The 23,805-nt window shown below is 44.3% G+C and carries 23 protein-coding genes; 5 read left to right on the top strand and 18 right to left on the bottom strand.

The features are described 5' to 3' along the window. The first annotated feature begins 63 nt into the window (after positions 1-63). The gene (locus WQ57_RS08655) at positions 64-1,206 is read left to right on the top strand and encodes an NADH-dependent flavin oxidoreductase (RefSeq protein WP_046523342.1); all 1,143 of its coding nucleotides are present in this window, start codon (positions 64-66) and stop codon (positions 1,204-1,206) included. A gap of 130 nt (positions 1,207-1,336) precedes the next feature. On the opposite strand, the gene spx is transcribed toward WQ57_RS08655, so the two are convergent. The 7 genes from spx to WQ57_RS08620 form a co-directional block, all read right to left on the bottom strand. Next, complete coding sequence (gene spx, locus WQ57_RS08650; protein ID WP_046523341.1) at positions 1,337-1,747, bottom strand: transcriptional regulator Spx; 411 nt, start codon at positions 1,745-1,747, stop codon at positions 1,337-1,339. 45 nt (positions 1,748-1,792) lie between these two features. Further along, on the bottom strand, positions 1,793-2,410 hold the full coding sequence (locus WQ57_RS08645) for a TetR/AcrR family transcriptional regulator (RefSeq protein WP_046523340.1): 618 nt from the start codon (positions 2,408-2,410) through the stop codon (positions 1,793-1,795). Between the two features lie 137 nt (positions 2,411-2,547). Next, a complete protein-coding gene (locus tag WQ57_RS08640) occupies positions 2,548-3,708 on the bottom strand; it encodes a DUF4317 domain-containing protein (protein ID WP_046523339.1) in 1,161 nt (386 codons plus the stop codon). Between the two features lie 173 nt (positions 3,709-3,881). Then, a complete protein-coding gene (locus tag WQ57_RS08635) occupies positions 3,882-4,646 on the bottom strand; it encodes a hypothetical protein (RefSeq protein ID WP_046523338.1) in 765 nt (254 codons plus the stop codon). Further along, positions 4,633-5,652: a hypothetical protein gene (locus WQ57_RS08630; protein WP_046523337.1), complete on the bottom strand. Its 1,020-nt coding sequence runs from the start codon at positions 5,650-5,652 to the stop codon at positions 4,633-4,635. The genes WQ57_RS08635 and WQ57_RS08630 overlap by 14 nt, the downstream gene beginning before the upstream one ends. Before the next feature lie 372 nt (positions 5,653-6,024). Continuing rightward, a complete protein-coding gene (locus WQ57_RS08625) occupies positions 6,025-6,537 on the bottom strand; it encodes a cell wall hydrolase (protein ID WP_046523336.1) in 513 nt (170 codons plus the stop codon). A 117-nt stretch (positions 6,538-6,654) separates the two neighbouring features. Further along, on the bottom strand, positions 6,655-7,506 hold the full coding sequence (locus WQ57_RS08620; RefSeq protein WP_046523335.1) for a hypothetical protein: 852 nt from the start codon (positions 7,504-7,506) through the stop codon (positions 6,655-6,657). Positions 7,507-7,646: 140 nt separating this feature from the next. Here WQ57_RS08620 and WQ57_RS08615 point away from each other — a divergent pair, with 140 nt between their 5' ends. Continuing rightward, complete coding sequence (locus WQ57_RS08615; RefSeq protein ID WP_046523334.1) at positions 7,647-7,829, top strand: hypothetical protein; 183 nt, start codon at positions 7,647-7,649, stop codon at positions 7,827-7,829. A gap of 202 nt (positions 7,830-8,031) precedes the next feature. Here the strand turns inward: WQ57_RS08615 and WQ57_RS08610 are convergent, their stop codons facing one another. From WQ57_RS08610 to WQ57_RS08600, 4 genes are all read right to left on the bottom strand, one after another. Continuing rightward, positions 8,032-11,541 (bottom strand): bifunctional 2',3'-cyclic-nucleotide 2'-phosphodiesterase/3'-nucleotidase, encoded by a 3,510-nt coding sequence (locus tag WQ57_RS08610; RefSeq protein WP_241481504.1) that lies wholly within the window; start codon positions 11,539-11,541, stop codon positions 8,032-8,034. A 282-nt stretch (positions 11,542-11,823) separates the two neighbouring features. Continuing rightward, positions 11,824-11,970, bottom strand: a complete 147-nt coding sequence (locus WQ57_RS26600; RefSeq protein WP_156183092.1) for a hypothetical protein — start codon at positions 11,968-11,970, stop codon at positions 11,824-11,826. 65 nt (positions 11,971-12,035) lie between these two features. Beyond that, complete coding sequence (gene iadA, locus WQ57_RS08605; protein ID WP_046523332.1) at positions 12,036-13,208, bottom strand: beta-aspartyl-peptidase; 1,173 nt, start codon at positions 13,206-13,208, stop codon at positions 12,036-12,038. Positions 13,209-13,253: 45 nt separating this feature from the next. After that, entirely contained in the window at positions 13,254-14,108 is an 855-nt protein-coding gene (locus WQ57_RS08600; protein ID WP_046523331.1) for a glycerophosphodiester phosphodiesterase, read from the bottom strand. A 209-nt stretch (positions 14,109-14,317) separates the two neighbouring features. Here WQ57_RS08600 and WQ57_RS08595 point away from each other — a divergent pair, with 209 nt between their 5' ends. Then, the gene (locus tag WQ57_RS08595; RefSeq protein WP_046523330.1) at positions 14,318-14,527 is read left to right on the top strand and encodes a hypothetical protein; all 210 of its coding nucleotides are present in this window, start codon (positions 14,318-14,320) and stop codon (positions 14,525-14,527) included. Between the two features lie 601 nt (positions 14,528-15,128). Here the strand turns inward: WQ57_RS08595 and lepB are convergent. Together lepB and WQ57_RS08580 are read right to left on the bottom strand one after the other, a co-directional pair. After that, on the bottom strand, positions 15,129-15,653 hold the full coding sequence (gene lepB / locus WQ57_RS08585) for a signal peptidase I (protein WP_046523328.1): 525 nt from the start codon (positions 15,651-15,653) through the stop codon (positions 15,129-15,131). Positions 15,654-15,698: 45 nt separating this feature from the next. Further along, the gene (locus tag WQ57_RS08580) at positions 15,699-16,784 is read right to left on the bottom strand and encodes an NAD(P)H-dependent flavin oxidoreductase (protein ID WP_046523327.1); all 1,086 of its coding nucleotides are present in this window, start codon (positions 16,782-16,784) and stop codon (positions 15,699-15,701) included. Positions 16,785-16,900: 116 nt separating this feature from the next. Here WQ57_RS08580 and WQ57_RS26970 point away from each other — a divergent pair, with 116 nt between their 5' ends. Beyond that, complete coding sequence (locus WQ57_RS26970) at positions 16,901-17,056, top strand: hypothetical protein (protein WP_173427541.1); 156 nt, start codon at positions 16,901-16,903, stop codon at positions 17,054-17,056. A 74-nt stretch (positions 17,057-17,130) separates the two neighbouring features. Here the strand turns inward: WQ57_RS26970 and WQ57_RS08575 are convergent, their stop codons facing one another. Further along, positions 17,131-18,315 (bottom strand): cytochrome P450 family protein, encoded by a 1,185-nt coding sequence (locus tag WQ57_RS08575; protein WP_046523326.1) that lies wholly within the window; start codon positions 18,313-18,315, stop codon positions 17,131-17,133. Positions 18,316-19,056: 741 nt separating this feature from the next. On the opposite strand from WQ57_RS08575, the gene WQ57_RS08565 reads away from it, so the two are divergent. Further along, positions 19,057-20,901, top strand: coding sequence for a M4 family metallopeptidase (locus WQ57_RS08565; protein ID WP_046523324.1), 1,845 nt, complete (start codon positions 19,057-19,059; stop codon positions 20,899-20,901). 67 nt (positions 20,902-20,968) lie between these two features. On the opposite strand, the gene WQ57_RS08560 is transcribed toward WQ57_RS08565, so the two are convergent. The 4 genes from WQ57_RS08560 to WQ57_RS08545 all read right to left on the bottom strand — a co-directional run bounded on the left by WQ57_RS08560 (position 20,969) and on the right by WQ57_RS08545 (position 23,802). Continuing rightward, the gene (locus WQ57_RS08560; protein ID WP_046523323.1) at positions 20,969-21,286 is read right to left on the bottom strand and encodes a hypothetical protein; all 318 of its coding nucleotides are present in this window, start codon (positions 21,284-21,286) and stop codon (positions 20,969-20,971) included. Between the two features lie 75 nt (positions 21,287-21,361). Beyond that, complete coding sequence (locus WQ57_RS08555) at positions 21,362-22,222, bottom strand: hypothetical protein (RefSeq protein WP_046523322.1); 861 nt, start codon at positions 22,220-22,222, stop codon at positions 21,362-21,364. 37 nt (positions 22,223-22,259) lie between these two features. Continuing rightward, positions 22,260-23,318 (bottom strand): LLM class flavin-dependent oxidoreductase, encoded by a 1,059-nt coding sequence (locus WQ57_RS08550; protein WP_046523321.1) that lies wholly within the window; start codon positions 23,316-23,318, stop codon positions 22,260-22,262. Between the two features lie 148 nt (positions 23,319-23,466). Further along, positions 23,467-23,802: an IDEAL domain-containing protein gene (locus WQ57_RS08545; RefSeq protein ID WP_046523320.1), complete on the bottom strand. Its 336-nt coding sequence runs from the start codon at positions 23,800-23,802 to the stop codon at positions 23,467-23,469. Positions 23,803-23,805: the final 3 nt, after the last annotated feature.

Below are 23,805 nucleotides of genomic sequence, written 5' to 3'. Positions count from 1 at the left end.
TAATATGGTAAATGGGTATAACCCATTTACAGGCTACTTGCGAAAAATTGGAGGAACGCATACATGAATCAGCAAAATCAGCACCTATTTTCAAGCTTTACTCTTCCAAATGGAGTTGAATTGAAAAACCGGCTTGTGATGGCGCCGATGACGAATTTCTCGTCCAACCCAGATGGAACAGTTACCGATGCCGAGGTAAACTATTATGCACGCCGCTCCGGCGGAGTCAGCATGGTATTAACAGCCTGCACCTATGTAAGTGCAAACGGAAAAGGATTCCACGGTGAATTCGGCGGTGACCAGGACAGCATGATTCCAAGCTTGAAGCGAGTTGCGCAGGCCATCAAGGAACAAGGCGCCAAGGCTGTCCTGCAAATCTTTCACGGCGGCAGGATGTGCCCGCCTGAATTGGTCCCTAATGGGGAAATAGTCAGTGCCAGTGATATTCCTGCGGAGAGAGGCGGCGCTTCAACGGAAGCTCCAGATCTGAAACCAAGAGCGCTCACAGAAACAGAAGTGGAAGAAATGATACACGCTTTTGGGGAAACCACCCGCCGTGCGATTGAGGCAGGATATGACGGAGTTGAGATCCACGGTGCAAATGGCTACCTGATCCAGCAATTCTTCTCCCCTCACTCGAACCGCCGCGAAGACCGCTTTGGCGGAAGTCTGGAGAAGCGAATGGCCTTCCCGCTGGCTGTCGTGGACGAAGTCCGAAAAGTCGTAGACCAGCATGCCACAGTACCTTTTATTGTCGGATACCGCTTTTCGCCGGAAGAACCGGAAACCCCGGGAATCACAATGGAAGATACACTCAAGCTAGTGGACGTCTTAGCGGATAGAGGACTGGATTATCTGCATGTTTCATTGGCGGATTTTTTTTCCCAGCCTAGAAGAGGCGTTGAAGATGTCAGCAAAACAAGAATGGAATACCTGCTGGAGACTATCGGCGACCGCGTTCCATTGATTGGCGTCGGTTCAATCTATTCAGCTGAGGATGCACGCAAGGCATTTGGCACCGGAGTTCCTCTGCTGGCATTAGGCAGAGAGCTGATCATCGATCCTGATTGGGTGCAAAAAGTCGCCGAAGGAAAAGAAGAGGAAATAGTGACAGAGCTTGACAAGACTAAACAAGAAGAACTTGTCATTCCTGATCCACTATGGAATGCCATTATCAGCACACCTGGCTGGTTCCCGGGAGTATAAAGCAGAGGGACGGTTATGCTGCTTCAATTTTCCGGCAATCCAACGGTTCTTAAAATTCAACCACTTTAAACCCCCTGAAATTTCACATTCCAGGGGTTTTTCTAATTACCAAGAGCCGCCAATGCTCGCTTCATCCTTCTGCCAGGTTAAAATTATTGAGGCGCCAATTCATCCACTGCGATTTCCGGGTTGACCTTGGGAGGAATTGACGTATTTCATCTTCATGATAGCCAATGAGGAGCCTCTTTTCATCCACTATGATCGGGCTTTTGAGCAGTCTTGGCTGTTCGTGGAGAATTTCAAGCAGCTCCTGAAGAGATAGCTCCTCAACATCCAGATTTAATTCCTTATATATTTTCGACCGGGTCGCAATGATTCCATCTGTTCCGTCCACCGTCCTTCTTAATATTTCCTGCAACTCGTTAACGGTAAGCGGTTCCTTGATAATATTGCGGTCAACAAACGGAATCTCGTGCTTTTTCAGCCACTGCCTTGCTTTCTTTGTAGATTTGCATTCTAGTCCATAGATGGTCAGAGTCATCTGCCAATTCCCTCCTCAAATTATATGGAAATGCTTAACTGTTTCTCATTTTTGCTTGTATATCCCCTGCTTGATCATTTCCAGCATGATGGTGAATTCCTTCATTGCCTCTTCATCAGACAACTTCTTCATCGTCTTTTCAATAAAGTTGTGAAAGGCGATGGCCGAAATAATTTGGAAGATATGTACAATCTCCTGATCACTTTTTACGTTCAATCGCTTCCTGTCAATCAACTCCGATATTTCCTTAAACCGCTCTCTATCCTGTTTGGCATCAAACATATCGGCAAATGATTTTTCCACTTTATTTGTCGTATACAACATGGCATTTCTTAAAAAATTGCGCTCTTCCTCGTCCGGTATGATGATAAGAAAGTGATGATACAATTCCTTCATCGCTTCAATCAGGTCGCCTTCATGCTTATTCAGCAAGAAAATAAACCGTTTTTTGCTCTCTTGTAGTTTTTCATCCAGTAAAAAGAAATAAAGATCCTCTTTATCGTTAAAATATTGATAAAAGCTGCCCCTTGGAATGCCAGCGCTTTTGATGATATTCGAAACGGAAGCCTCAAACAGGGGCACTCTTGAAAACTCATGTTCCGCTGCTTCAATAAGGGTTTTCCGCTTTTTGTCTGAAAGATTGAAGAAAGTCTGCTTTGGCACTTTAGCACCTCCAGATATGACAGTGTGTCATTTTCCCTACCTCAATAGTATATGACACGTTGTCATAAGTCAAACATTTTATAAAGCAAATGGACGGTTCTTACGCTTCAATGAAGCGTAAGAACCGTCCCCATGTTTTATAATGTCTCAGTTTCCAGTTTGAATCCTTCCAGGACGATGTCTTCCTCTACTTCAAGAAGGAGGCACCGTTTACCTTGGAAGTTAATGTATTTCAGGTTTCTTAATTCTTTTGGATTGATGGTGACATCTGCTATTTTCGTGTTGATTTTGATTTTTTTGGGAACCAGGCTTTCTGCCTTGAATTCATGTTTTTCGTCATCAATCACGGATTTTAGGGCATGCTCGATTTTAGCAGAGTCGACATTTTCAACTCCACTGACATCCAGGATGCGCTCCACATCGCGATAATCCAATTTTGGAGCCTCGCTTTCTTCACTTTCCGCATGCTCGAGGACAATTTTGTCGATTTCTTCATACACGTTGGAAATGGTACGCGAATCGACTTCATCGCCGATCACATTCTTTAATACAAGTTCGAAAATATCCTTGTCTTCCTCAGCAGTAATCACTTCTTCGCAAGTAAGCACCTGTTCTATGAATGCTTCATCCGGCTGGTTGCTTTTCCCGGCGCAATAGAGGATGCGGTTCACATCGGCCGCATTGTCATGGAAAGCCGGGAAGAGAAAACCTGACATTGGGGCAGCTAGATTAATGATCGGGTCAAACACATTATTCGGTTTGAAGGCTTTTTCAACGTAATCGAACAGGAGCGCTTTTTTGGGCTGGTCTGTCTTGTTGAGGCTGCACAGAATAAATGAGTTGGAAAAAACTTCATCGTCCCCGCCTTCTTCCGATTCCAAATCCCGTTTTTTTGTATGCTTACGATATTCCCCGCGAATGAAAGTCACGACCGTATCAAAATCATAAACGGTATGGGCGAACATTTTCGCGACAATTTCCAGCATGTATTCTTTCCAGTCCTCCGTTATATCCGACCGTAAACCTTCATAAAGGATGGTCTGAGTACTGTCATCTGCATCGCGGAGGAACTTAAGCTCAAACAATTTTGAATCAAGGTGTCCAGTCAAAACCTTTTTGAAATTGCCCAAAAACAGCTCCTGTGCTTCCTGGTCCAGCATTTCAAATGGCTGGCTCATATGATGATAAATCTCGCCTGTTTCCTTTTGCACATAAACAGTAAAGATTTCGCGTATGTTCATTTTGGGGTTATTTAATTTAAACTGCTTGCGGATATCCGCGATATCGTTCTTGTTCATTTCTATTTGTTCTCCCATTCATGCGTATTAGATACTGGCCTTACAAAAACAAGGGGCGCTCGTGTGTTAACTATAGCAGAGGAAATTTCAATAAAACAAGAAATATTTAACAATCTCCCTCCATGTGGCCAAGGCAAAAAACCTGCTCCAGACTATGGAGCAGGTCTGCCTCTTCATCTTATAAGAAGCAGGACGAGACCGATAAGGGCAACTCCCTGCCCTACAGCAAGCCCGACCAGCCATTTTCTCATGCTCTTCTCCGTTTTAAACCCGGAAGTCTCCATCATCTTCCATTTTTGGTCAAAATCAGTTTGGATTTCCCGCTGCTTGATCTGGACTTGCGAGATCTGCTGCTGCCAATGTTCGGACTCGCCCCTGCGGTCCTCCTCCATCCTGTCCATCTGAAGTAAAATGGTATGAAGACGTTCGCTGACGGCATCATACTTCACATTGGTTTTCGATGCCTGCTCGCTGAATTCTTCGGCAAAAACATCCCTGACTTTCTCCTCGAGTTTTCTTAGTTCGGACAGGACCCTTTCTGTTTGGCTGCCGGCAAACTCCTGGTCTTCCCTTAACAGCTCTTTCATCCCGGACAGGAGGTTTTCCGTTTTAATCAGATAATCCTGGTATTGGCTCTGCCACAGCCCCATCCTGTTTTCCATATCCGCCAGATTACTGTTAAAGCGTTCCAGACTGGCTTGCTGCGGTACAATTAAATCTTCTTTCAGCTGCCCGCTAACCTGGTCAGGAAAGCTTTTCAAATGCTCTTCCATTTTTTCGATATATTGATAGACAGCTTCATTCATAGCTGCAATTGCGTCTTCCCGCTCTTTGATCAGCTGCTTCAGCTCGCCATAGAACAAATCGTCATTAATTTTCCTTAAGGATTGAATGGCTTCCTGATACTTCTTCTCCGTGCTCGCATTAGAATTCATCATTACCGATAATCCTTTCTCCCTGCTTCAGCATTATTTGGCAGTATTGGTGATATGCCCAGCGTTCTTCTGCATTTGTTTCTTCAGCCAGCAGTTTTCCCTGCAATTTTGAGACAGTCTTCACAAACTCTTCCTTGAGGATTTCCTTCCTCTCAAGCTGTTTCTCGATTAGCGAATTCCATTTCCACCAGGACCTGGACAGTTTATCGTCAAGCTCACTTTTCATACTTTCTTCCAGCATTTTTTTCTCAGTCAGTGATGCTTTCACTTCCAGCAGTTCCCGCATCTGTCCTTCATTCAGGTCAAGCAGCTTCTGCATTTCCAGTGTTCTTTTTTCATTGTCTTCAAGAAGCTGGCTCAGATAATATTCATAGGAAAGCTGGCTGTTCCGTTTTAATGTATCCAGCACATTGTTGTAATCCTCTTTGAAGTTAAGCGGATTGACGTATTGATCCAGGCCATGCCCATGCTTTAAGGATAGGCGGCCGACTGGAGGATTCTTTAATGCCCCTGTTTGGTCGACTGGCCATATTTTCATAATCTGCTGTTCATAGTATTGGAGCATCTTTTCCTGCTCCTTTTTGAACCTATCCCGAAGCTTTGATACTTTCCTGTCCTTGAAAGCCACCTGGCTATTTTTATCATCCCTGGTAAATCTGTCCTGAATATTTGGCTCATATTCCTCCAAAAGAACGTCTTCAATGGTTTCAAGATCTGATTTACAGCTCTCTATTTCGCTTTGCAGGCTGCTTAGAGTTACAGATAACGCTTGCAGGGTCTGTTCTTTTTCCAGGATACTATGTTCCAGCTCCTTCAATCTCTTAGCCATGCCTTCCAATTCAAGTGACATATCCTTCAGTTCACGGTCCTGTTTATCTTTTATTTGAAGGATTAGATTCTCCGGATCCTGCTCACTCATGCCCTCCTCATCCAGACCCAGACGTCGGATTGCTGCGGAAATCCATTTATCCTTCTTTTCCTCCAGCTCAGCAAGCAAAACGGTGATCATCTCTTCATCCCTTTATTCAATAATTGATGTTATTTTGTAAAATACCAGACTAGCTTAATATCTATCATATTACCAACTAACGGGTTGGAAAAAAAGGGCCAACATGGACAAATATTCATAGCAGGCAACCCTGCGCCTTAAGTCTTACGTGGAAATCTGCCTTAAGTTCGTTAATGAAAACGTGTTTATGTATTATGATGAACCCAACTCCATTAATTGTTACTTTTCTTGTTCTTTATCGTCCTTAATAACGAAAGTTTTTTAGAATAACGTTACGTTTTAATGGTTATTTTTTCCTGGAAATATTAGCGATCTAACTATCCTCAAATAGCGAACTAATCTATACAAAAAAGCGCCTGCTTAGGGCGCTTTTTATATGGCAAAAACATGGTTTCCAATTCTTTCAACTACCTGGCGAGTGAAAATCCAGTCGCTTGTCGCAGTATCAGGGTTATAAAAATACACCACTTCACCATTTCGGTTAGGATCGGCCAATGCTTCCTCCACCGCTTTTACTGCCTCCTGGGAAGCTGGTTTTTTGATGGAACCGTTCTGTACAGGTTCAAAAGCATTTCTTTGATAAATGACTTCTTCCACAGTATCCGGAAACTGTTCATGTCCTACCCGGTTTAAAACCACCTTGGCTACGGCGACCTTGCCAACATATGGCTCACCCTTTGCCTCGGCATGGACCAAACGGGCAAGCAGTTTCTTTTCTTCTTCATCAATAAAACGCCTGTATAAGGAATCGGTGTCTTTCCTGTCGACAACCAATTGTTTATTTTCAACTGTATTGCCTGTTGGAACATGTTCCTTTTGGGCATAAACCGTTTGGGTGCCAATTATGAGTGCGATTGTTAGAAATAAAGTGAAAATCCTATTCATCTTCCTACCCCCTGTTTCATTTTTTTAGGATTAAACAGGCCTTATAACAGGGTAACAGGTTTATTCAGGCAATACATTAGTGAATATATGGGTGAACTTCCAGTGGAAATGTAATACTCAATTGACGGTATCCAAAGGATAAAAAGTCCGAATGCTCCTTCTCTCCGGGCACATGAAAAGTTCAAGGTTCAATTGGATACCGTTTAATTTGACAGGGTGCGGTTTGTCCTCTGGAAACAGAGCACGCACTGTTCCCATCGCCAACAGCCCTTCTGCGCTTAGGCCAACAAAGAAGCCGCAGCGGCTCTTAGAAATGCGGATGAACTTCCTTTTGTGGCCATCATAAGTTTTCAAACGATAGCCAGCTGTCACAATGTATGGTGCACCTAACATAGGTTCTTGAAGAGCGCTGTCTTTAAGATCAATCAAATCGCTTTTATGCTCGTTTAAAGCCGGATTATCTTCCAGCCAGTATTTGTACCAAAAGTGGTGGCCAGAAAGCATTTTCCGTTTTTGCTCACCTATAAAAACGTGTTCAAATCCTGAAAGGTCCCTTGCATTATACAAATTGAACTGCCGGAACCAAAGTTGCTGGAGATGTGTGTACCAATAAAATTCGGTAAACGATTTCTGGAGTTTTTCCTGTACAAAATCCTTGGCTTTTTGGATAGGGGGAGTATCCATTGCCATAGCCAAAAACTCGCTTACTTCCTTCGATTCCTTTATGGTATTTTTTTCTCTTCTATATTGGTTCATTGTATAATTATCAAAAAGCTTTTCAACCAATTGATACGATCGTCTTTTAGAGTCAGGGATATAGACCTCTCGGAAAATCCTGTGACCATGATGCTCTGGTCTATCGTCCACTACAACATACCCTGCAGAATAATCCCGCTCTTTTCCTGGCTGGATTGGCTGAAGGCCATTGCTTTTCATATCGGCATCCCAGATGTGTTGGTAAATATCCATTATTTACGCCTCCAGGCATAGCGAATAAATTTATTTAGACGTATTTTCTGCCATTATGAGCATTTTTAATAATTAATCGTGTAAAAGGCATATCTCTTTGTATTTGTGGAAAGCTAGCCTAAAAAAAGGAGGGAATTCTAATGAAAAAATGGATGGCTGCCCTATTCCTTGTCTTTTCCATGTTCAGCGTGACAGGCTGTGCCGGAAACAATGAACCGCCGGCTGAAGATGAGCAAATTGAGGAAGTAGAAACTGAAAACGGACAAGTAGAAGATGTTGAAGAAGAAGATGAAATTGGTGACGGCGAAGTCGATGATGAATAAGAAAAGCGCAAGCGCCTTGATCAGCCCAGACAAGCGCTAGAGGGCCAGCTGATGAAGTCGTTCTTTGACTTCAACAGCTGGACCAAAGCGACTCGAGAGGCTAGGCGCTGGAGCTGGACAGTTATCTAGGTAGAAATTTATAATTATCTCTATAAAAAGAGAAAAGCAGCATTCCCTGATGGGAATCCTGCTTTTTTCTTTATTAGTATAGCCTTTGAATCCGGCCTTCCGCTTTGTAATCAAACGGAGATGGAAGGGTCTTTACATATTCCACCGTTGCATCAAGATCTACTGGACCAACTTCCATATTCTTCGAAAGTCTGCCAATGCTAGTTGAGATGTTCCCATACATATAGTTGTTGACCACAACCGTATATTCCTTTGCCGGGTCAACCGGCGTTCCATCCGGCAGCAGAATGTCAACAACTTTACCTGTCTTCGCTGTATCATCATATGTGTAGGTATACTTAAAGCCGGAGATATGATAGTCCAATCCGCGAGCCGTGATTTGCTCATCAAGGATTAATCGAAGATTTGCACCAGTCAGTGTTACCTTGTTCAGGACATTTCCGAACGGCTGGACAGCAAACAAATCGCCGAATGTGACTTCTCCTGCTTCAAGCGGAGAGCGTACTCCTCCGCCATTCATCAAAGCAAAATCGGAATCCATCGCTTCCCTCATGCCATCGGCAATCAGGTTGCCAAGGGCAAAATCCCCGAATGGCCTTGAAACCGTTGGATATCCTTTTTCCAGCGTAGCCTGTGATGCCCCAACCACCTGTGCCTTGATTGGCTCGGCCTTTTCAGTGTACTTCGCCATAATTCCGCGTACCTTGGCATCAGGAGTATAATCCTTTTGGAAAACGGTTTTAATCTCCGCCCTTTTGCTGAAAATATCGCCTGTAAACGGATCAATCTCAAGATCCACATCAGAGAAGGCAGATCCGTAAGAATAGGCCTGCACTATCAGTTTGTTGTCGACTAGGCGGTTAACTTTCGCATGATTGTGCGCAGCAAAGATAACATCGACATCATCATCGATTTGCTCCGCAATCCGACTGGCATCAAAGGAATCGGTATAGCCTGTCTGTGCTGCCGGGTTATGCGCAAGGACGACTATAGCTTCGATGCCTTCCTCTTTCAATTCTTCCGTGTATGTGTTAATCGCTTCTGCTTCGTCGGTTATTTTCAGCGTTTCATTTCCCTTTCGGACAATCATCGAAGGCGTTTCCTGTGTGACCACTCCGATTACCCCAACTTTTTGTCCTTCCAGGTCGAAAACCGCATAAGGGTCGGTAATCAAATTTCCATCCGTCATATCATAAGCATTGGCTGCTACCAAAGGAAAGCCCAATCCATCATACCCGGGGGTGCCATTTGGGTGGTCGCCGCCATCAATAATGCGGCGCAGCTCGTCAATGCCTTCATCAAATTCATGGTTGCCCAGCGTCCCTGCGTCAAAACCGATTTCTTCAAGGATTTCAATCGTAGGCTCGTCCTGGAACAGCGCAGAAATCAGCGGGCTTCCGCCAATCATGTCACCGGAATGCACAATCAGTGTGTTTGGATTTGTCGCTTCCTCCTGCTTCAGCGCAGCCGCCGTGTATTCAATATGCCCCGCCAGCTGGTCCCCGACTTTGGTAACCGTATCAAGCTGTCCATGCAGGTCATTTACCCCCAAAAGCTGTACCTTTACCCCACGGTTCAGGTTAATGTTAAAAATGCCGAATCCCTTGTCATCCGTCTTGCCCGTATAAGAGAAAGGACTGTCTTCACCAATGTACTCAACAGCTTTCGGTGAAGTCGTGAATGTGACATTCACATCCGCGGAGATTGGCGCGATGGACCAGTTTCCATCGGCCGTCGGCGTGATTTCTTTCACCTCAGAGATATAGTCCATCAGGATTTGGCGGTTTTCATCCGCTGAATCGACAACCAGCTCACTGTTCTTCAATCCAGGGAAGTTCCCTCCTCCGCCCGCACGGTAGTTGTTCGTGACTACCACGAACTCTTGCTCCAAATCAATCGGAGATCCATTATACTCCAGATTAACCACACGGCTGGAGTCTGGGTTAACAAGATTTCCTTTACCATCGTACCTGGCAGGCTTGGTAACATCTATTTGGTATTCAACTCCATCTATTACGTCGAAGTTATACACCGGGAATGTTGGATCCAGTAATTCTTGTTCCGCTGTGATTGTCGGATCAATGGTCTTGAATTTTCCTGCCGTCATCTCAATCCATTCTTTGACAACCGAGCCTTTAACTTTAATAGCTTTTAATGTGTTGTCGTACAGGTAAAGGTCGCCAGCACTGCGGATTGTCAAGTCGCCTTTTTTTATTTCTGTATACTCCTCGACGCCATTCCTTCCAGCTTTGAAAGGAGCTCCGACAGATAAAATCGGCAAATCTTTTAACTCTGGCTTATTTAAGGCAATATAATTTTCCACATACCATTTTTGCGCATTGGTTACTACCTGGATGGATGGGTCATCCTGCACAAGCGCAAAATAACTGTAAATATCATCGGTTGTTGTTCCAATTGGAGTATTAACATATTTAAGAGTAGCCTCATGTTCAGCTTTTACAGCGTCAACGATCTTCTGATTTTCTTTGGCGCTCTCCGCTGACCTGGTTGAAGATTGAGAGTCGGCCACACTCCACTTTCCTTTGACCTTCTGCAGCGTCAGGTCAATAATGCCAAGCGAACCGCCGCCGAAGCCGGCCTGCACAGCCGCAACGCCATTAATGGTTCCTTTTGCATTATCCACGCCAGGAAGCGGTTTTCCGTCCGGCCCTTTAAACAGCGCATCCAGTGAGGACTCTGAGGCCGCCGGGAACGTTTTATGGGTGTGGGAGAAGTTAATGGCATCGATTCCTGGCACCCGGCTCAATGCATAAACGGTATCTTCGGTATTGCTTTCATTGCCGCTAAACCCGGAGTGGGCAAGAGCGATAACAATATCTGCTCCTTCCGCTTTCATTTGCGGGACAAACTTCCTTGCCTCTTCAACAACATTCTTCGTAATCACTTTGCCGTCAAGATGGGCCTTGTCCCACTCATTGATTTGCGGAGGTACAAATCCAATATAGCCAATTTTAATGACAGCGGTCTTTCCTGTTTCATCGGTCACTTTTTTATTGACAATTTTATATGGTGTAAATTTATTAACATCATTTGCCGGATCATTATCATGGTCGTCAATGTAAACGTTCGCATTAATGACCGGGAAGGAAGCGTCATCATATACCTCGTCAAGATAATCCAGTCCATAGTTAAACTCGTGATTTCCAAGTGCAGCCATATCATAGCCCATTATGTTCATGGCCTTGATCGCCGGATGAACCTCCCCGTCCTGCAGGAGATCGATTTTAGCTTTGTACGTCCCAAGCGGGTTGCCCTGAATCAGGTCGCCGCTGTCAACCAGAACGGTATTTTTCACTTCGTTCCGGGCATCCTTCACAAGAGTGGCGGTTTTAGCCAAGCCAATTTTTGGAGCTGGAGCATTCTTGTAATAATCAAAGCTTAATAGATTTGTGTGAATGTCAGTTGTGCCCATAATGCGAAGCTCAACCTCTGATTGGGCCTTGGCTGCAGGCTTTGCCAGCACATTCACTGGAATTAATGGTGATGCAAGCAAACTTAGTGCAAGCGAGCCAGCCAAAATCTTACTACCCTTTTTTTTGCTCCCCAGATTCATAGGATTCATCCATCCTTCTGCTAATTTAGAAGCCTCAAAGGCTCCAAAATAAATATAACAGATTTATGAAAAAGGGAAATATATTTCTAAAATAATAGGTTAATAGAACTATGAATTTCTTCTCAAACTACATAAAATACCAGTAAAACGGAATGGGAAGAGGAATATCGGCACGGTGGATTGTGTCGAAAAACAAGAAATAAGCCCTGCTTCTTTAACCCGCGGCTACCCTCTCGGTAGTAATATCCATAAAAAACCCCCATTCTTATAAATGAGGGATTCAGGAACATTCTATTCTATATCCTCTGTCACAAGCTGGCCATGGTTATGAGGCTTCGGAGCTTCTTCCAAATGCAGCGTGCCACTTTTTTCTGCTTCTATTTCATAGGAATTGCTTTTATAATTCTTCCGTTCAACGGGATCTTTTTCTTTTGCCATTTCCTTCACCTCCATAAATTAATATTTGGAGTGCTTGTTTTTTTATTCATGTGGACCTGACATATCTACTCCTCAAACGTACCTTTCACAATCGCCCTCTTGCCTTCTACCATCAGCTGCCCCATGGCAAAAACAGTGTCGACTTCATAATCCCGGTCCAGCAGAACGATGTCTGCGTCTTTACCTTCTTCAATGACGCCTTTTTGCTTAAGCTTTAAAATGGCTGCCGGGTTCTGGGTAATCACCCGAATGGCGGTTTCCAGCGGGATGCTTTCTTCCAGAATGGCCTCTTTAACAGCTTTGTACAGCGAAGAAACTTTTCCGACTTTCAGGCCGGCGATGTCTCCGTTCTCATCAAACTGGGGCAGGCTTGCTTGTCCGTCCGACGTAAAGGTGATCTGAGAAATGTCTACACCTGCTTCGAGCATCCTTTTCAGGCCTATACTGCATTTAACTTCACCTTCCTTTAGGAATTGCGGAATGGTGCTCGTTGTAAAATCGACATATCCGCCTCTTCTTGCATACTTTATCCCTGCTTCAAATAGGTGCGGGTTCCTGTTGATATGGGTCGGATAGAATTGGCGGATTGGTATATCCGTTTGCTCCACTACTTGTTCAATCACTTTTAGATGATCCATGCTGTCTCCGACATGGATATTCACTATCCCGCCTTTGCCGGCCAGCATTCCGCCAATTCGGGCTGCAGAAGCAATTTTGGCAAGCTCTTCAGGCGTGGGCTGGGAAGACCTGTGATCGGCAATTGCAATCTCCCCTACCCCGATAATTTTATCAATGAGGATGATATCGTCTTCAATTTTGCCTGTCAGCGTCTTTACCGGTACCTGGTACGATCCTGTCTGGACATAGCAGGTAATGCCTTCCTCTTCCAGCGCCCTGGCTTTCGCCACAAGGCTTGCCATCTTCCGGGTGGTTCCGTCAGTACCAATCACCCCTACGAGGGTTGTGATGCCTGCCAGCGTTGCCTGGGTAAGCTGGATTTCGGGTGTCCGCGTCCTGAAGCTGCCTTCGCCTCCTCCGCCGATGATATGGACATGGGCATCAATAAACCCGGGTACAATCTTTTTCCCTTCGGCATCAATAACATTGATGTTGACAAACCGGTTTGGCACCTCAATCTTATCCGAAATATAACCAATTTTATTTCCGACAAGCAGGAGATCCTTTTTTCCGAAATATCGCGGTGAAAACACCTCTCCATTCCTGATAAGTGTCAGCATGGTCCAGCCCCTTTCTTTATATGTAGTTCCCGATCTATGTACCTGTCATATCTCTTTCATTACCTTATGAAGAAGGTCTGGGAAATTGGTAAACATTCCGGTGACTCCCCAATCTATCAGCTGCTGCATTCTTGCTTTGTCATTGACCGTATAGACGTGCAGTTCAAGTCCGCTGGCAGTCACTTGCTTGACATACTCCTCATTCAGATAAGCTTGATTAGCTCCAAGACCAGTAGCATACGTTTTAACTTCTTCAATCTCCGCTTGGGAAATGACTGCATTCGACCGATACGACAGTAATTGGACAAGCTTGATGGATGGATCAAGATCGTGCATTGTTTTCAGGCTGTCCGAGCTGAAGGATTGGACGAGAAGCTTGTTCTTATTGATTTGATAATGATTGACAAGGCGCAGCAGTTCGTTTTCCATGCCAGGATAAACGTTTGGCGATTTGGTTTCAATATAGTAGCTACGATTCTTTCCGAACTTTTGAAACACCTCTTCAAGCGTAGGAACTTTTAAGCCTGCATATTCCGGCTTGGCAAACTGCGGATATTTTCCATTGAACCAGCTGCCTCCATCCAGCTTCTTAATTTCGGACAGGGTTGCTTCCTTTACCAAACCGGTACCATTCGTCGTCCTGTCAACTCTCATATCATGCATGGCGATCAAATGGCCGTCTTTTGTCATTTGCAAATCGATTTCAATATAGTCTCCATGCATTTTAGTGCCCAGTTCATAGGAAACCAGTGTATGTTCGGGTGCATGTCCTGAAGCTCCTCGGTGCGAGACAATCACGACGTCCCTATGTTTGTCTCCTGCCAACACATCCTCACCTCCTGCCGTCATGCTGAGACTGATTGCAAGGGCTGCGACGGCGGCGAACCATCTTCCTTTCATCTTCTTCCTCTCCATCCATATAAGATACGTTTTTTGTGTAACTGGAGGGTATTGACTATGGATTTGTCCTATGTAAACATTTCGCAAATATCGACTTACCGGAAGATGGTTGAACTTTTACCATTTCAGAACAACTCCTTAATCCTGCCTTCATGATTCCCCATTAAAATGAAATAGATAAAGAACTGCAAAAAGGAAGGGAGTTCTATATGTTTTTAAAAAAGCTCGTTCGCAATTCAGCGCTTACCATCTCATATGACCATCAAGGTGCCATACTAGTTCGCCAAGGCCGAATTTATAGCCTGAATCTCCAAGAACAGATTCTTGGGTTAAAAGATGATACTCAAACTATTCACCAAATCCGCCTGTCTGGAATCAGAGCCATTGAAGAGGTGCAAGGTATGAATAGCTTGCCTTAAATATGGCTAAATGACACGCAAAAAAATTAGTTATTGGACCATTTTCAATTCATTATTACGTATGGGGACAGCGTTCTATAATATACTGAAAATTTCGACAAAAACTTCCCTATACATCCATTCCAATATATGTTAGGGTTAGGGTAAGGTAATAAATACTAGGAACTACGAGACTTTTCTTAGTCACCCTCCTACGGTATTGGAAGGGAGAGGATAGAACATGTCTTCTAATTACACCAAAACGATGTTACAAACCTTAAAACAATATCAGAACAGCCAAATTACCCTGACTTTCAATAACAAATTTCAAATTCCTCAAGTCACCGTATGCTGCTTTAACAATTCATATAAGGTATTCCACCTTGAATCGCAGCTCACTGAGACATATGAGGATATTGAAACAGCCATGACCGCAATTGAAAGAACCATAAATAACAGCCATTTAAAACCTCTTGTACATTAACAGGGGTTTTTGTTTTGTCTATATTTGTTAAGCTGATAAAAAGCCCCCACATCTGGAGGCTTTTCCTTACGAAACAATATGACTGGTTCTCACCAGGTCCGACAAAACAGGAAGTGAAAAAGTACTCGTTTTAGAAAGCTATTCCGCCAGTATCTCCATTTTATTCACCGGCCAAAAAATCACCTTGGTAGATCCTATTATTTCTTCAACCTTCACTGGGCCTATATGGCGGCTGTCAGTGCTGTTCCTTCTATTGTCTCCCATTACAAAAATCATTCCTTCCGGGACATCGGCACTAAAGTCCCCTGTTAGCGGTCCGCCAAAGGAATTCTCTTCCTTATATTTTTTCAGGTACTTTTCTTCATATGGTTTACCGTTGACGTATAAAACATCGTCTTTGTATTCCAGGTGATCACCCGGAAGGCCGATGACTCTTTTGATGTAGTCATTTTCTTCATTCGCATGAAATACAACAATATCAAACCTTTTAGGTTCACCTATCTTCGTAACTATCATCCGCTCCTGATTTTCTAATGTGGGCATCATAGAATCCCCCTGTACCACAATAGGGGTGAGAAAAAACGTACGTACCACAAACGCGATGGCTACAGCAGCCATGATCGCTTTGATCCATTCCCAGCTTTCCTTTTTTGCTTCTCCCATGTTTACAGCCTCCGTTTCTTTCTTATTTCAAAAGGAGCTATTTTTCTAACAATAAAATTTGCTTTTTATCTTCAATGCTTCTTCCATTATATTTTCCATTAAGGCCCCAACATTTTGATTTTTTGCCAGCCTTGGGCTTTGCCCGGACCAAAGGGACATATATTCTGGATTGTTTTGTGCCGAAGAAGCTTTTCGAATCTCCTGTGTCAGAGCGTTCTGAACTGGGAAACCCGGGAAAACTCCCTCATACTCCCTCAATTCTCTTATATACCTATTTTCAATTCCCCTTGCCATCTTTCCCGAAAAAGACCTGGTCAGAACGGTTTGGTCCTCGGATGCATCCAAAATTGCTTCTTTATAAACTCTATGGGCTCCACTTTCTACACAGGTTAAAAAGGCGGTTCCCATTTGGACACCCGCGGCTCCCAGGCATAAGGACGCTATCAGTCCTCGCCCATCCATTATACCTCCAGCTGCGATGACCGGAATGTTCACACAATCAGCTGCCTGAGGAATAAGGGACATCAATCCAACTAAACTTCCCTCATCCTCCCTGATGAAATTGCCCCGATGGCCGCCTGCTTCACTCCCTTGTACCACCACCATATCAAAACCGCTTTTTTCGATTTCTTCAGCTTCCTCAACAGTTGTAGCAGTTGCTATCAATTTGGTATCATTTTGCTTCAATAAAGATATCACTTTGCTAGAGGGGATTCCAAACGTAAAGGAACAAACAGGAACCTTCTCTTCAATAATTACGCTTATTTGGTTATGAAAAGACTCTGCGAGGAGCTTATCATCGGGAATTTCGATTTGATCATTAAGGGCTAAATTTAGTTTTGCACGAAATGGCTGCAAGATATCATGTGCTTTATGAAGTTGATTTTCATCTAGAGAAAAATCATTTGGAACAAACAAATTAACCCCAAAAGGACTGGTTGTTAATTTCCGTATTTCCTTTATTTGCTCTCGCAGCTGGTCAGGGGTCATATATCCAGCACCAATCATCCCAAGTCCACCGTGGTGGGAAACCTCTGATACCAATTTTGAGACAGTAATCCCTCCTGCCATAGGAGCCTGAATGATTGGGTAATTTATTCCCAAAAGGGTTGTCAATTTATTTTGCAGCATAAAAGTTTCCCACATCCTTTTTAGCAGTCACATCTATACTTTTCTTTCTTGTACAGAGAAAATCCTCTTAACTTGTACATATTAAAAATAATGTTATAGGAAAGCGGGTGAGAAGTATGAGCAAACAAGGCAGACAAAATAAAAATCAAACAAGGGAACAGCATGAGCGCCAGGACAACCGCAATGATGTTGAGCTGGGGAACGATTTTCAAATCGGCAACTCCAAGTCTCAAAGCCAGAAAAAAAGCGGCCGCCAAGCCAATAAAAAGTAGCAAAGAGAAGGGGCAGGTTCCTGTCCCTTCCCTTTATAAAAAAACCCGGACCTTCATGGGAGGTATTAAATCTTTTATTTCAATAGAAGCGGCAGCTCTTTTACACCTCTCACAATCATCCCTGGCCTCCATACTAGCTCGTCTTTGCCCACAGCGAGCCTCATTTCAGGGAACCTCTCAATCAGGCTGCTAATCGCAATTTCGCCTTCAAGTCTGGCGAGCGGGGCACCAAGACAATGGTGAATTCCTTTTCCAAAGGCCAGATGCGGGCTTTTGTCCCGGGTGATTTCGAAAACTTCCGGATCCTTGAATTGTTTTGGATCGTGGTTGGCGGAATTCAAGGAGACAATAACCAGGTCCCCTTTTCGAAAAGGGACTCCTTTAAACTCCATGTTCTCGCCTGCCCACCTGGAAGTACTGAACTCCACAGGGCCGTTGTAGCGAAGGGCTTCTTCTATCGCATTTTGGATTAGTTCCGGCTGTTTTTCAAGCAGCTTAAGCTGCTCTGGGTGCTCTAAAAGGGCAAGTACAGTATTTCCAATCAGGTTTACTGTCGTTTCATGGCCGGCAATGATAAGCAAGGTGACCACGCCGTACAATTCCCTTTCTGTAAGCTGGTCCCCTCCATCCTCAGCCTGAATCAGCTGGCTGATTAAATCAAGGCCAGGATGAAGACGGACTTTTTCAAACCATAAACTCAGGTATTGGATAAAGTCATTCATGTGCAGAAACATTTGAGGTGCATACTCGCTGTTCGAACCTTCAATCAACGTATTGGACCAAAGCCGAAATTTATCACGATCCTCTGAGGGAACTCCCAGAATTTCACAGATGACGATGATTGGAAGTGGAAACGCAAAACCATTAATCAAATCGAACTTATTCTTTCCTGCTGCCTCATTAAGGAGTTCGTCGGCGATCTCCTGGATCCTTCCTCTCATTCCTGCAATCATATGGGGAGTGAACGCCTTTTGAACAAGCCCGCGAAGGCGTTTATGGTCAGGCGGGTCGGAAAAGAGCATATTATTCATAAATACACTTTGATACTCCCTGCTTCCACCGTATAGCTTGGACGCATCCTTGATAATTCTCGGATCCTTCAAAGCCTCGACAGCATCCTCATATTGCGTAATGAGCCAGCCTTCCTGCCCATCCGGGAACCTTATTCTGTGAATAGGGTCGGTCTCCCTCAATTTCGAATAGGCTGGGTAAGGATTTCGTGTGAATTCCTTGGAAAATAACCTTCTATCAGGATCCATAAGTATTCTCCTTTCAGATAAGTCAATTTCTCACAAATCTTTACTAAATTATCCTTTAATTAGCAGAAACAAACAACATTTGGAAGTATTCCTGAGTGGGTATGCGTTTATTCTTTATCAAAAGTGAATGAAACAACTCCACACGCAGCAAACTAACAATGGTGTAGCTACACCCATTCCAACTGCAATGAGGAGGTATAATGAATGGAGAAATATACTTCTATAAGGGAAATTGTTACGTCAATCAGGAAGTTATTTTACTATTTGCGCAGGTTCTTCTCTGTACTTCGATGGACACTTTCTTATTCATTGTAGAATGGAAAAAAGTGAGCACAAAGCCGTGCTCACTTTTTGTTTCAGCGAAACTTTCTGCCAAGAAACTCTGTTGAAAAATCGGCGATGGGTTTCCTTTTCCTGCCCCAAGACTTTCCTCTCATTTATGTGACTAATTTTTGCAAAATTCGACAAACCGAAAAGTTTTTAGGTTCATAAGACCTTACATATCGAATGGTATTGTGACAATGTTTAAAGATATAGATAAAAACGATTATAGAAAAAAAGACCCATTCACTTCCCTTGAGAAGTGCATCGAATGACTCAAAACGGAACATGTGTCCCTGTTTAATTGACTGAATATTAAGTTGATAATTTACTCTTTCTTCCAGTATTCTAACCTTGTACACCGTATATTTCGACTTTTGAAATTACCGGTTTCAATAATTGTATTAAGGGGGATGCAAGTTGAAGAAAAAACTAGGGGGATTAGTATTGTCTTCCCTTTTGCTAGGCAGTTCGTTTTCCGGAGCAGCCTTTGCAGAAGGAAACTCTTTGCAGGAGTTTAATAGCTTGAGCAATGGAAAGGTCCGCGTCATCGGCGAGGCCAAGCAGGGACAGCCTGCATTTGTTGCAGGTAAACTTTCCGAAAAACAAAATAAGGCAAACAGCCAAAACGCCAAACAGTTTTTAGAAAAACATAAAACCTTTTTCAACATGAAGTACCCAGTCAAGAACCTGAAGGAAGTAAAAGTAGAAAAAGATGAAGCAGGCAAGACACATGTCCGTCTGCAGCAAACCATCAACGGTGTTGCTGTGGACAAGAATCAAATCAATGTACATTACAACGAAAACAATGAAATTACCAGCGTAAACGGAAACTATGATCCAAAAGTGGAAGATGCAGAAATCAATACTGTTCCTTCGGTTAAGGAAGCAGATGCTGTCATCGACGCAAAGAATGCTGTGGGAGCACCTGAGCAAGCCGACTTTGAACAAACTGAATTAGTTGTCTTTCCATTTGAAGGAGACTACCATTTAGCTTATCGCGTAAATGTCGAATTCTACAGTGAAGAGCAAGGGAACTGGTATGTGTATGTAGATGCCCAATCTGGAGAAGTAATTGACAAGTATGATGCCATGACAGGGCTCGGATTCTTCAGTGACGTAATCAACCTTGATGCTGCAGAGGGGAAATCCGAGCAAGGACCCAACCCGGCAGCCATTGAAAAGGCAGGCTCATTTAAACCAGCCGGCGGAATTGGACTGGGCACAACGGGGGCAATAAAGAGCCTGCTCACATCGCATGGAAATGTTCCTGGCAGCGGCCAAGGTTCAACTTTCTATCTGGCTGACACCACTGCAGCTGGCATGGGGGGGATTTTCACTTATAATATGAAAAATACCTCCAATCAAATTTGGCTGTATTCAAATAACGACGCCTCCTGGAAAGATGTTGCCTACTCCGGGGACAGCAGCTCCTGGGAAGCGGTTGGACAAGGTCCGGCCGTTGATGCGCACAGCAACTCAAAGATTGTATATGAATACTTCCTTGAAAATCATGGCCGCAATTCTCTGGATGACAATGGCATGGCAATCCGGTCCCGTGTCCATTATGGCAAAGAGTACAACAACGCTTTCTGGAGCAATGGCATTGCCATGATGACATATGGAGATGGCGATGGGAAGCAGTTCATCCCGCTTGCCTCCCTCGATGTAACGGCCCACGAAATGGTGCACGGAGTTACCCACTATAACGGCGGCCTGCGCTACCGTTTCGAAACCGGTGCGGTCAACGAAGCCTATTCGGATACTTTTGCCGCCATTGTGGATGATGCGAACTGGGAAGTCGGCGAGGATATCATGGGATCTGCATGGCTTGAGAGCGGACGCTCGGCTCTAAGAAGCAATGAGAATCCCGGAAAATTCAAGGTTGGCGCCGTATACTTCCCATACAGCATCGATGGAGAAGGACGCTACCCGATGCATATGGATGAGTACTATGACCTACCATCGAATATGGACAATGGAGGCGTACATATAAATTGTACAATCCTCCAGTACTCTGCTTACCTTGTTGCAGAGGAATATGGCATGGGCCGCGAGGTTGTTGCCGACACCTGGTACCGCGCATATGACTACCTGCACTATGATGCAAGCTTTGCTGAATTCCGCGAAGCCATTCTGCAATCTGCCATCGACCTTTATGATGAGGGCAGTGAAGAGCACAGCGCCTTCCTGAAAGGATTCGATGCAATTGGACTATACGAAGGCTGGTCACTGGAAGACCTGCGCGAAAAACGTTCAAAGTAATATCCATAAATGAAGCTATAATATCCAAAACAAAAGGACTTCAAGCCAATTGAAGTCCTTTTGTCTGTTATTCCTTTTTCTCTTTGATTTGCTCCCTGATTTTTTCCAGCTCCTCAATCGACAAATCACCAAGCGATTTTTTTATTTCTTCCTCAACTTTTTTCCTGTTTTTTTCTAGGTGTTGATTCCAAAATTCCCGAAGCCCCTCTGTATGGTCCAAAAGATACTCCATGTCAATTTCCTCTACCTCATCATCCGAAAGGTAATTGAGGACTGCTGCTAACATGTCTTGCAACTGCTGAATCTCATCCTTTTTATTTTCCTTTTCAGGAGACTGCTCTCCTCCCTGGCTTTCCTCTTCTTTGGCAGCAGCCTTTCTTGGCATGGCTATCCCCTCCTTCCACTAATTTATTAAAATTAGTATGGCCATTAATGGGGATTTTCGCCTCCAAACAGCAATTTATATTGGCTCAATCTGATTGATTCGCTTCCACAGCCTCACCAGCCCGTCGGCGATGGGTTCCAGCACATCCTTATCGGTTAAGTAGGCGGAATGCGCCAAAGGGTTCCAGCTGTCCAGCATTCCGCCTGCATTGACTTCACGGTCCTCTTTAACTGTACGGTTGTACTCGGGACTAACGTTTTTAAGAGGATAACCAAGAACATCATCACGGTCATAAAAATTAATCCATTCTCCTTGATATCCAGGGAAGCGCTCCTCAATCCTGGGTGAAGGAATCATGATGGGGCGGTCAAATTGATCATACCTGAGGCTCCAAAACGGCAACGTCGTGCCAACTGTATAAAATAAGGCCAGGGATTCCCCTTTTTCAAGCGGAGTTAAATTTTCCATCGAAAAGCCGACATTCTCAGGCTTTACTTGCATATCGTAAAAATAATTGCTCGCAATCACAGACCCCAGGCTATGGGATATGACGCATAACGGAGCATCTGGGCCAGCTTGCTGTGCGAGGTCTCCAAGAGATTTCGAAACTCTTTCATGAACGAGATGATAATTATGCTTGGCTGTTTCGACTGGCTGATAGGCAACCACATCTGCCAGGTAATGAATGATAAACCTCCTAAGGTGTTTGAAACGCAGGTTATTGTCTACCACCAGGCGTTTGTACAGCTCTGTTTCCCCTGGGTCAAATACATCTGCCCAATAGATAGGCACTATGGAAAGCTGGGAATCCTGATTGGTCACAAAGGTAGGCGACTTTTCGTATACCATCCTTCTCAACCTTTCTGCCATCTTTTTGGCATAGTCCACTTTTTGCTGTCCCATTCCATGGATGATTGCCACCGCCACTTTTTTCATGGTTTCTCCACCCCTGCGACTTTAATCTGTCATACTGTTATTTATCCGGGTTCTCATTTTCCCATTTGGCGACTTCTTCCCTGACGATTGGTGCAACTTCTTTTCCGAGCAGCTCAATGGCTTTCATAACTTCCTCATGTGGCATCGTTCCAACCGGGACATGAAGCATAAACCTTGTAATGCCCACATTTTTACGGAGATGGATAATTTTATCGGCAACAGTTTTGGGATCTCCTACATATAAAGCACCTTCGAAGCTGCGTGCATAATCAAAGCTTTCACGAGTATACGCCCCCCAGCCTCGCTCACGGCCCAGTTTGCTCATCACCAGCTGTGTTGGCGGAAAAAACTTATCTGCGGCACTTTCAGTGTCTTCCGCCACAAAGCCGTGTGAATGGGATGCTACACGCAGTTTGGAAACATCATGTCCAGCTTTGGCTGCTGCCCGTTTATACAGCCTTACAAGGGGCTCGAACTGCAGGGGGCGTCCCCCAATGATTGCGAGGACGAGCGGCAGGCCAAGCAGCCCGGCGCGAACAACGGACTCGGAATTCCCGCCGCTGCCAATCCAGACCGGCAGCGGGTTCTGAACAGGTCTTGGGTACACTCCTAAATTGTCAATCGACGGCCGATGGCCTCCTTTCCAGATCACTTTTTCGCTTTCCCTTATTTGTAAAAGCAGCTCGAGCTTCTCTTCAAACAATTCATTGTAGTCGTTCAAATCATAGCCAAACAGCGGAAACGATTCAATAAAGGAACCGCGGCCGGCCATGATTTCAGCCCGGCCATTCGAGATGGCATCAACTGTTGCGAAATCCTGGAACACCCGCACTGGATCGTCGGATGACAGCACCGTAACCGCACTTGTCAGCCTGATATTTTTTGTCCGGGAAGCCGCTGCCGCAAGGATAATGGCAGGTGAAGAGGCGGCGAAATCTTCACGGTGATGCTCTCCGACCCCGAATACATCAAGCCCAACTTCATCGGCCAGGACAATTTCCTCGACCACTTCCCGAATTCGCTGGGCATGGCTGATTACCTCCCCCGTTTTTGTATCAGGCGTTGTTTCTACAAACGTACTTATCCCAATGTCCAATTATATCCCTCCAACATGTATCTCAGCTATTTTCTTATCTACTTCCATAATATCCTAACGCTGCTTTTGCAACCAACAAAAAAGACCGCTGAAGCAAATGCCAGCGATCTTTTAAGGTGAATTCTATTTTTGGTTTCAGCTCACATTGTTAATAGATAGCTTCCTTGACAAGCTGTTCCATCGATTTCAGCTTTGCTGTAAGTTCCAGAAACCATTCTTCGTCTCCAGTTGATAGCGCTAAATCAATTAAGGCGCGGATTTGCTCCTTATTGTTAACCGTTGCAGCGGGAAGGCTTTTTACCTGATGTGTTAACATTTGGACCGTTTTCCCAATTGTTTCTTCTTTGTCGCTTGTGACTATTTTTATGCTGACAAGGTCCTCTATATGGTTTAGATTTTCAATATATCCAATGATAAGCTGCCCGTCGCGTGATTCACCTTTTACCCAGTCACCAATCTTTAAGAAAGGATTATGATTGAACATGGA

Origin of the sequence: Mesobacillus campisalis (assembly GCF_000986785.1) — a bacterium.
Classification (GTDB): Bacteria; Bacillota; Bacilli; order Bacillales; family Cytobacillaceae; genus Mesobacillus_B; species Mesobacillus_B campisalis.
The sequence above is the reverse complement of the archived record's forward strand: the minus strand, read 5'-3'. Positions and strand labels throughout refer to the sequence as shown.

Excerpts from the sequence above, each read along its gene's own strand:
- WQ57_RS08655 (WP_046523342.1), top strand. The coding sequence starts at position 64 with ATGAATCAGCAAAATCAGCACCTATTTTCAAGCTTTACTCTTCCAAAT.
- spx (WP_046523341.1), bottom strand. The coding sequence starts at position 1,747 with ATGACTCTGACCATCTATGGACTAGAATGCAAATCTACAAAGAAAGCA.
- WQ57_RS08640 (WP_046523339.1), bottom strand. The coding sequence starts at position 3,708 with ATGAACAAGAACGATATCGCGGATATCCGCAAGCAGTTTAAATTAAAT.
- WQ57_RS08635 (WP_046523338.1), bottom strand. The coding sequence starts at position 4,646 with ATGATGAATTCTAATGCGAGCACGGAGAAGAAGTATCAGGAAGCCATT.
- WQ57_RS08630 (WP_046523337.1), bottom strand. The coding sequence starts at position 5,652 with ATGATCACCGTTTTGCTTGCTGAGCTGGAGGAAAAGAAGGATAAATGG.
- WQ57_RS08625 (WP_046523336.1), bottom strand. The coding sequence starts at position 6,537 with ATGAATAGGATTTTCACTTTATTTCTAACAATCGCACTCATAATTGGC.
- WQ57_RS08620 (WP_046523335.1), bottom strand. The coding sequence starts at position 7,506 with ATGGATATTTACCAACACATCTGGGATGCCGATATGAAAAGCAATGGC.
- WQ57_RS08615 (WP_046523334.1), top strand. The coding sequence starts at position 7,647 with ATGAAAAAATGGATGGCTGCCCTATTCCTTGTCTTTTCCATGTTCAGC.
- WQ57_RS08610 (WP_241481504.1), bottom strand. The coding sequence starts at position 11,541 with ATGAATCCTATGAATCTGGGGAGCAAAAAAAAGGGTAGTAAGATTTTG.
- WQ57_RS26600 (WP_156183092.1), bottom strand. The coding sequence starts at position 11,970 with ATGGCAAAAGAAAAAGATCCCGTTGAACGGAAGAATTATAAAAGCAAT.
- iadA (WP_046523332.1), bottom strand. The coding sequence starts at position 13,208 with ATGCTGACACTTATCAGGAATGGAGAGGTGTTTTCACCGCGATATTTC.
- WQ57_RS08600 (WP_046523331.1), bottom strand. The coding sequence starts at position 14,108 with ATGAAAGGAAGATGGTTCGCCGCCGTCGCAGCCCTTGCAATCAGTCTC.
- WQ57_RS08595 (WP_046523330.1), top strand. The coding sequence starts at position 14,318 with ATGTTTTTAAAAAAGCTCGTTCGCAATTCAGCGCTTACCATCTCATAT.
- lepB (WP_046523328.1), bottom strand. The coding sequence starts at position 15,653 with ATGGGAGAAGCAAAAAAGGAAAGCTGGGAATGGATCAAAGCGATCATG.
- WQ57_RS08580 (WP_046523327.1), bottom strand. The coding sequence starts at position 16,784 with ATGCTGCAAAATAAATTGACAACCCTTTTGGGAATAAATTACCCAATC.
- WQ57_RS26970 (WP_173427541.1), top strand. The coding sequence starts at position 16,901 with ATGAGCAAACAAGGCAGACAAAATAAAAATCAAACAAGGGAACAGCAT.
- WQ57_RS08575 (WP_046523326.1), bottom strand. The coding sequence starts at position 18,315 with ATGGATCCTGATAGAAGGTTATTTTCCAAGGAATTCACACGAAATCCT.
- WQ57_RS08560 (WP_046523323.1), bottom strand. The coding sequence starts at position 21,286 with ATGCCAAGAAAGGCTGCTGCCAAAGAAGAGGAAAGCCAGGGAGGAGAG.
- WQ57_RS08555 (WP_046523322.1), bottom strand. The coding sequence starts at position 22,222 with ATGAAAAAAGTGGCGGTGGCAATCATCCATGGAATGGGACAGCAAAAA.
- WQ57_RS08545 (WP_046523320.1), bottom strand. The coding sequence starts at position 23,802 with ATGTTCAATCATAATCCTTTCTTAAAGATTGGTGACTGGGTAAAAGGT.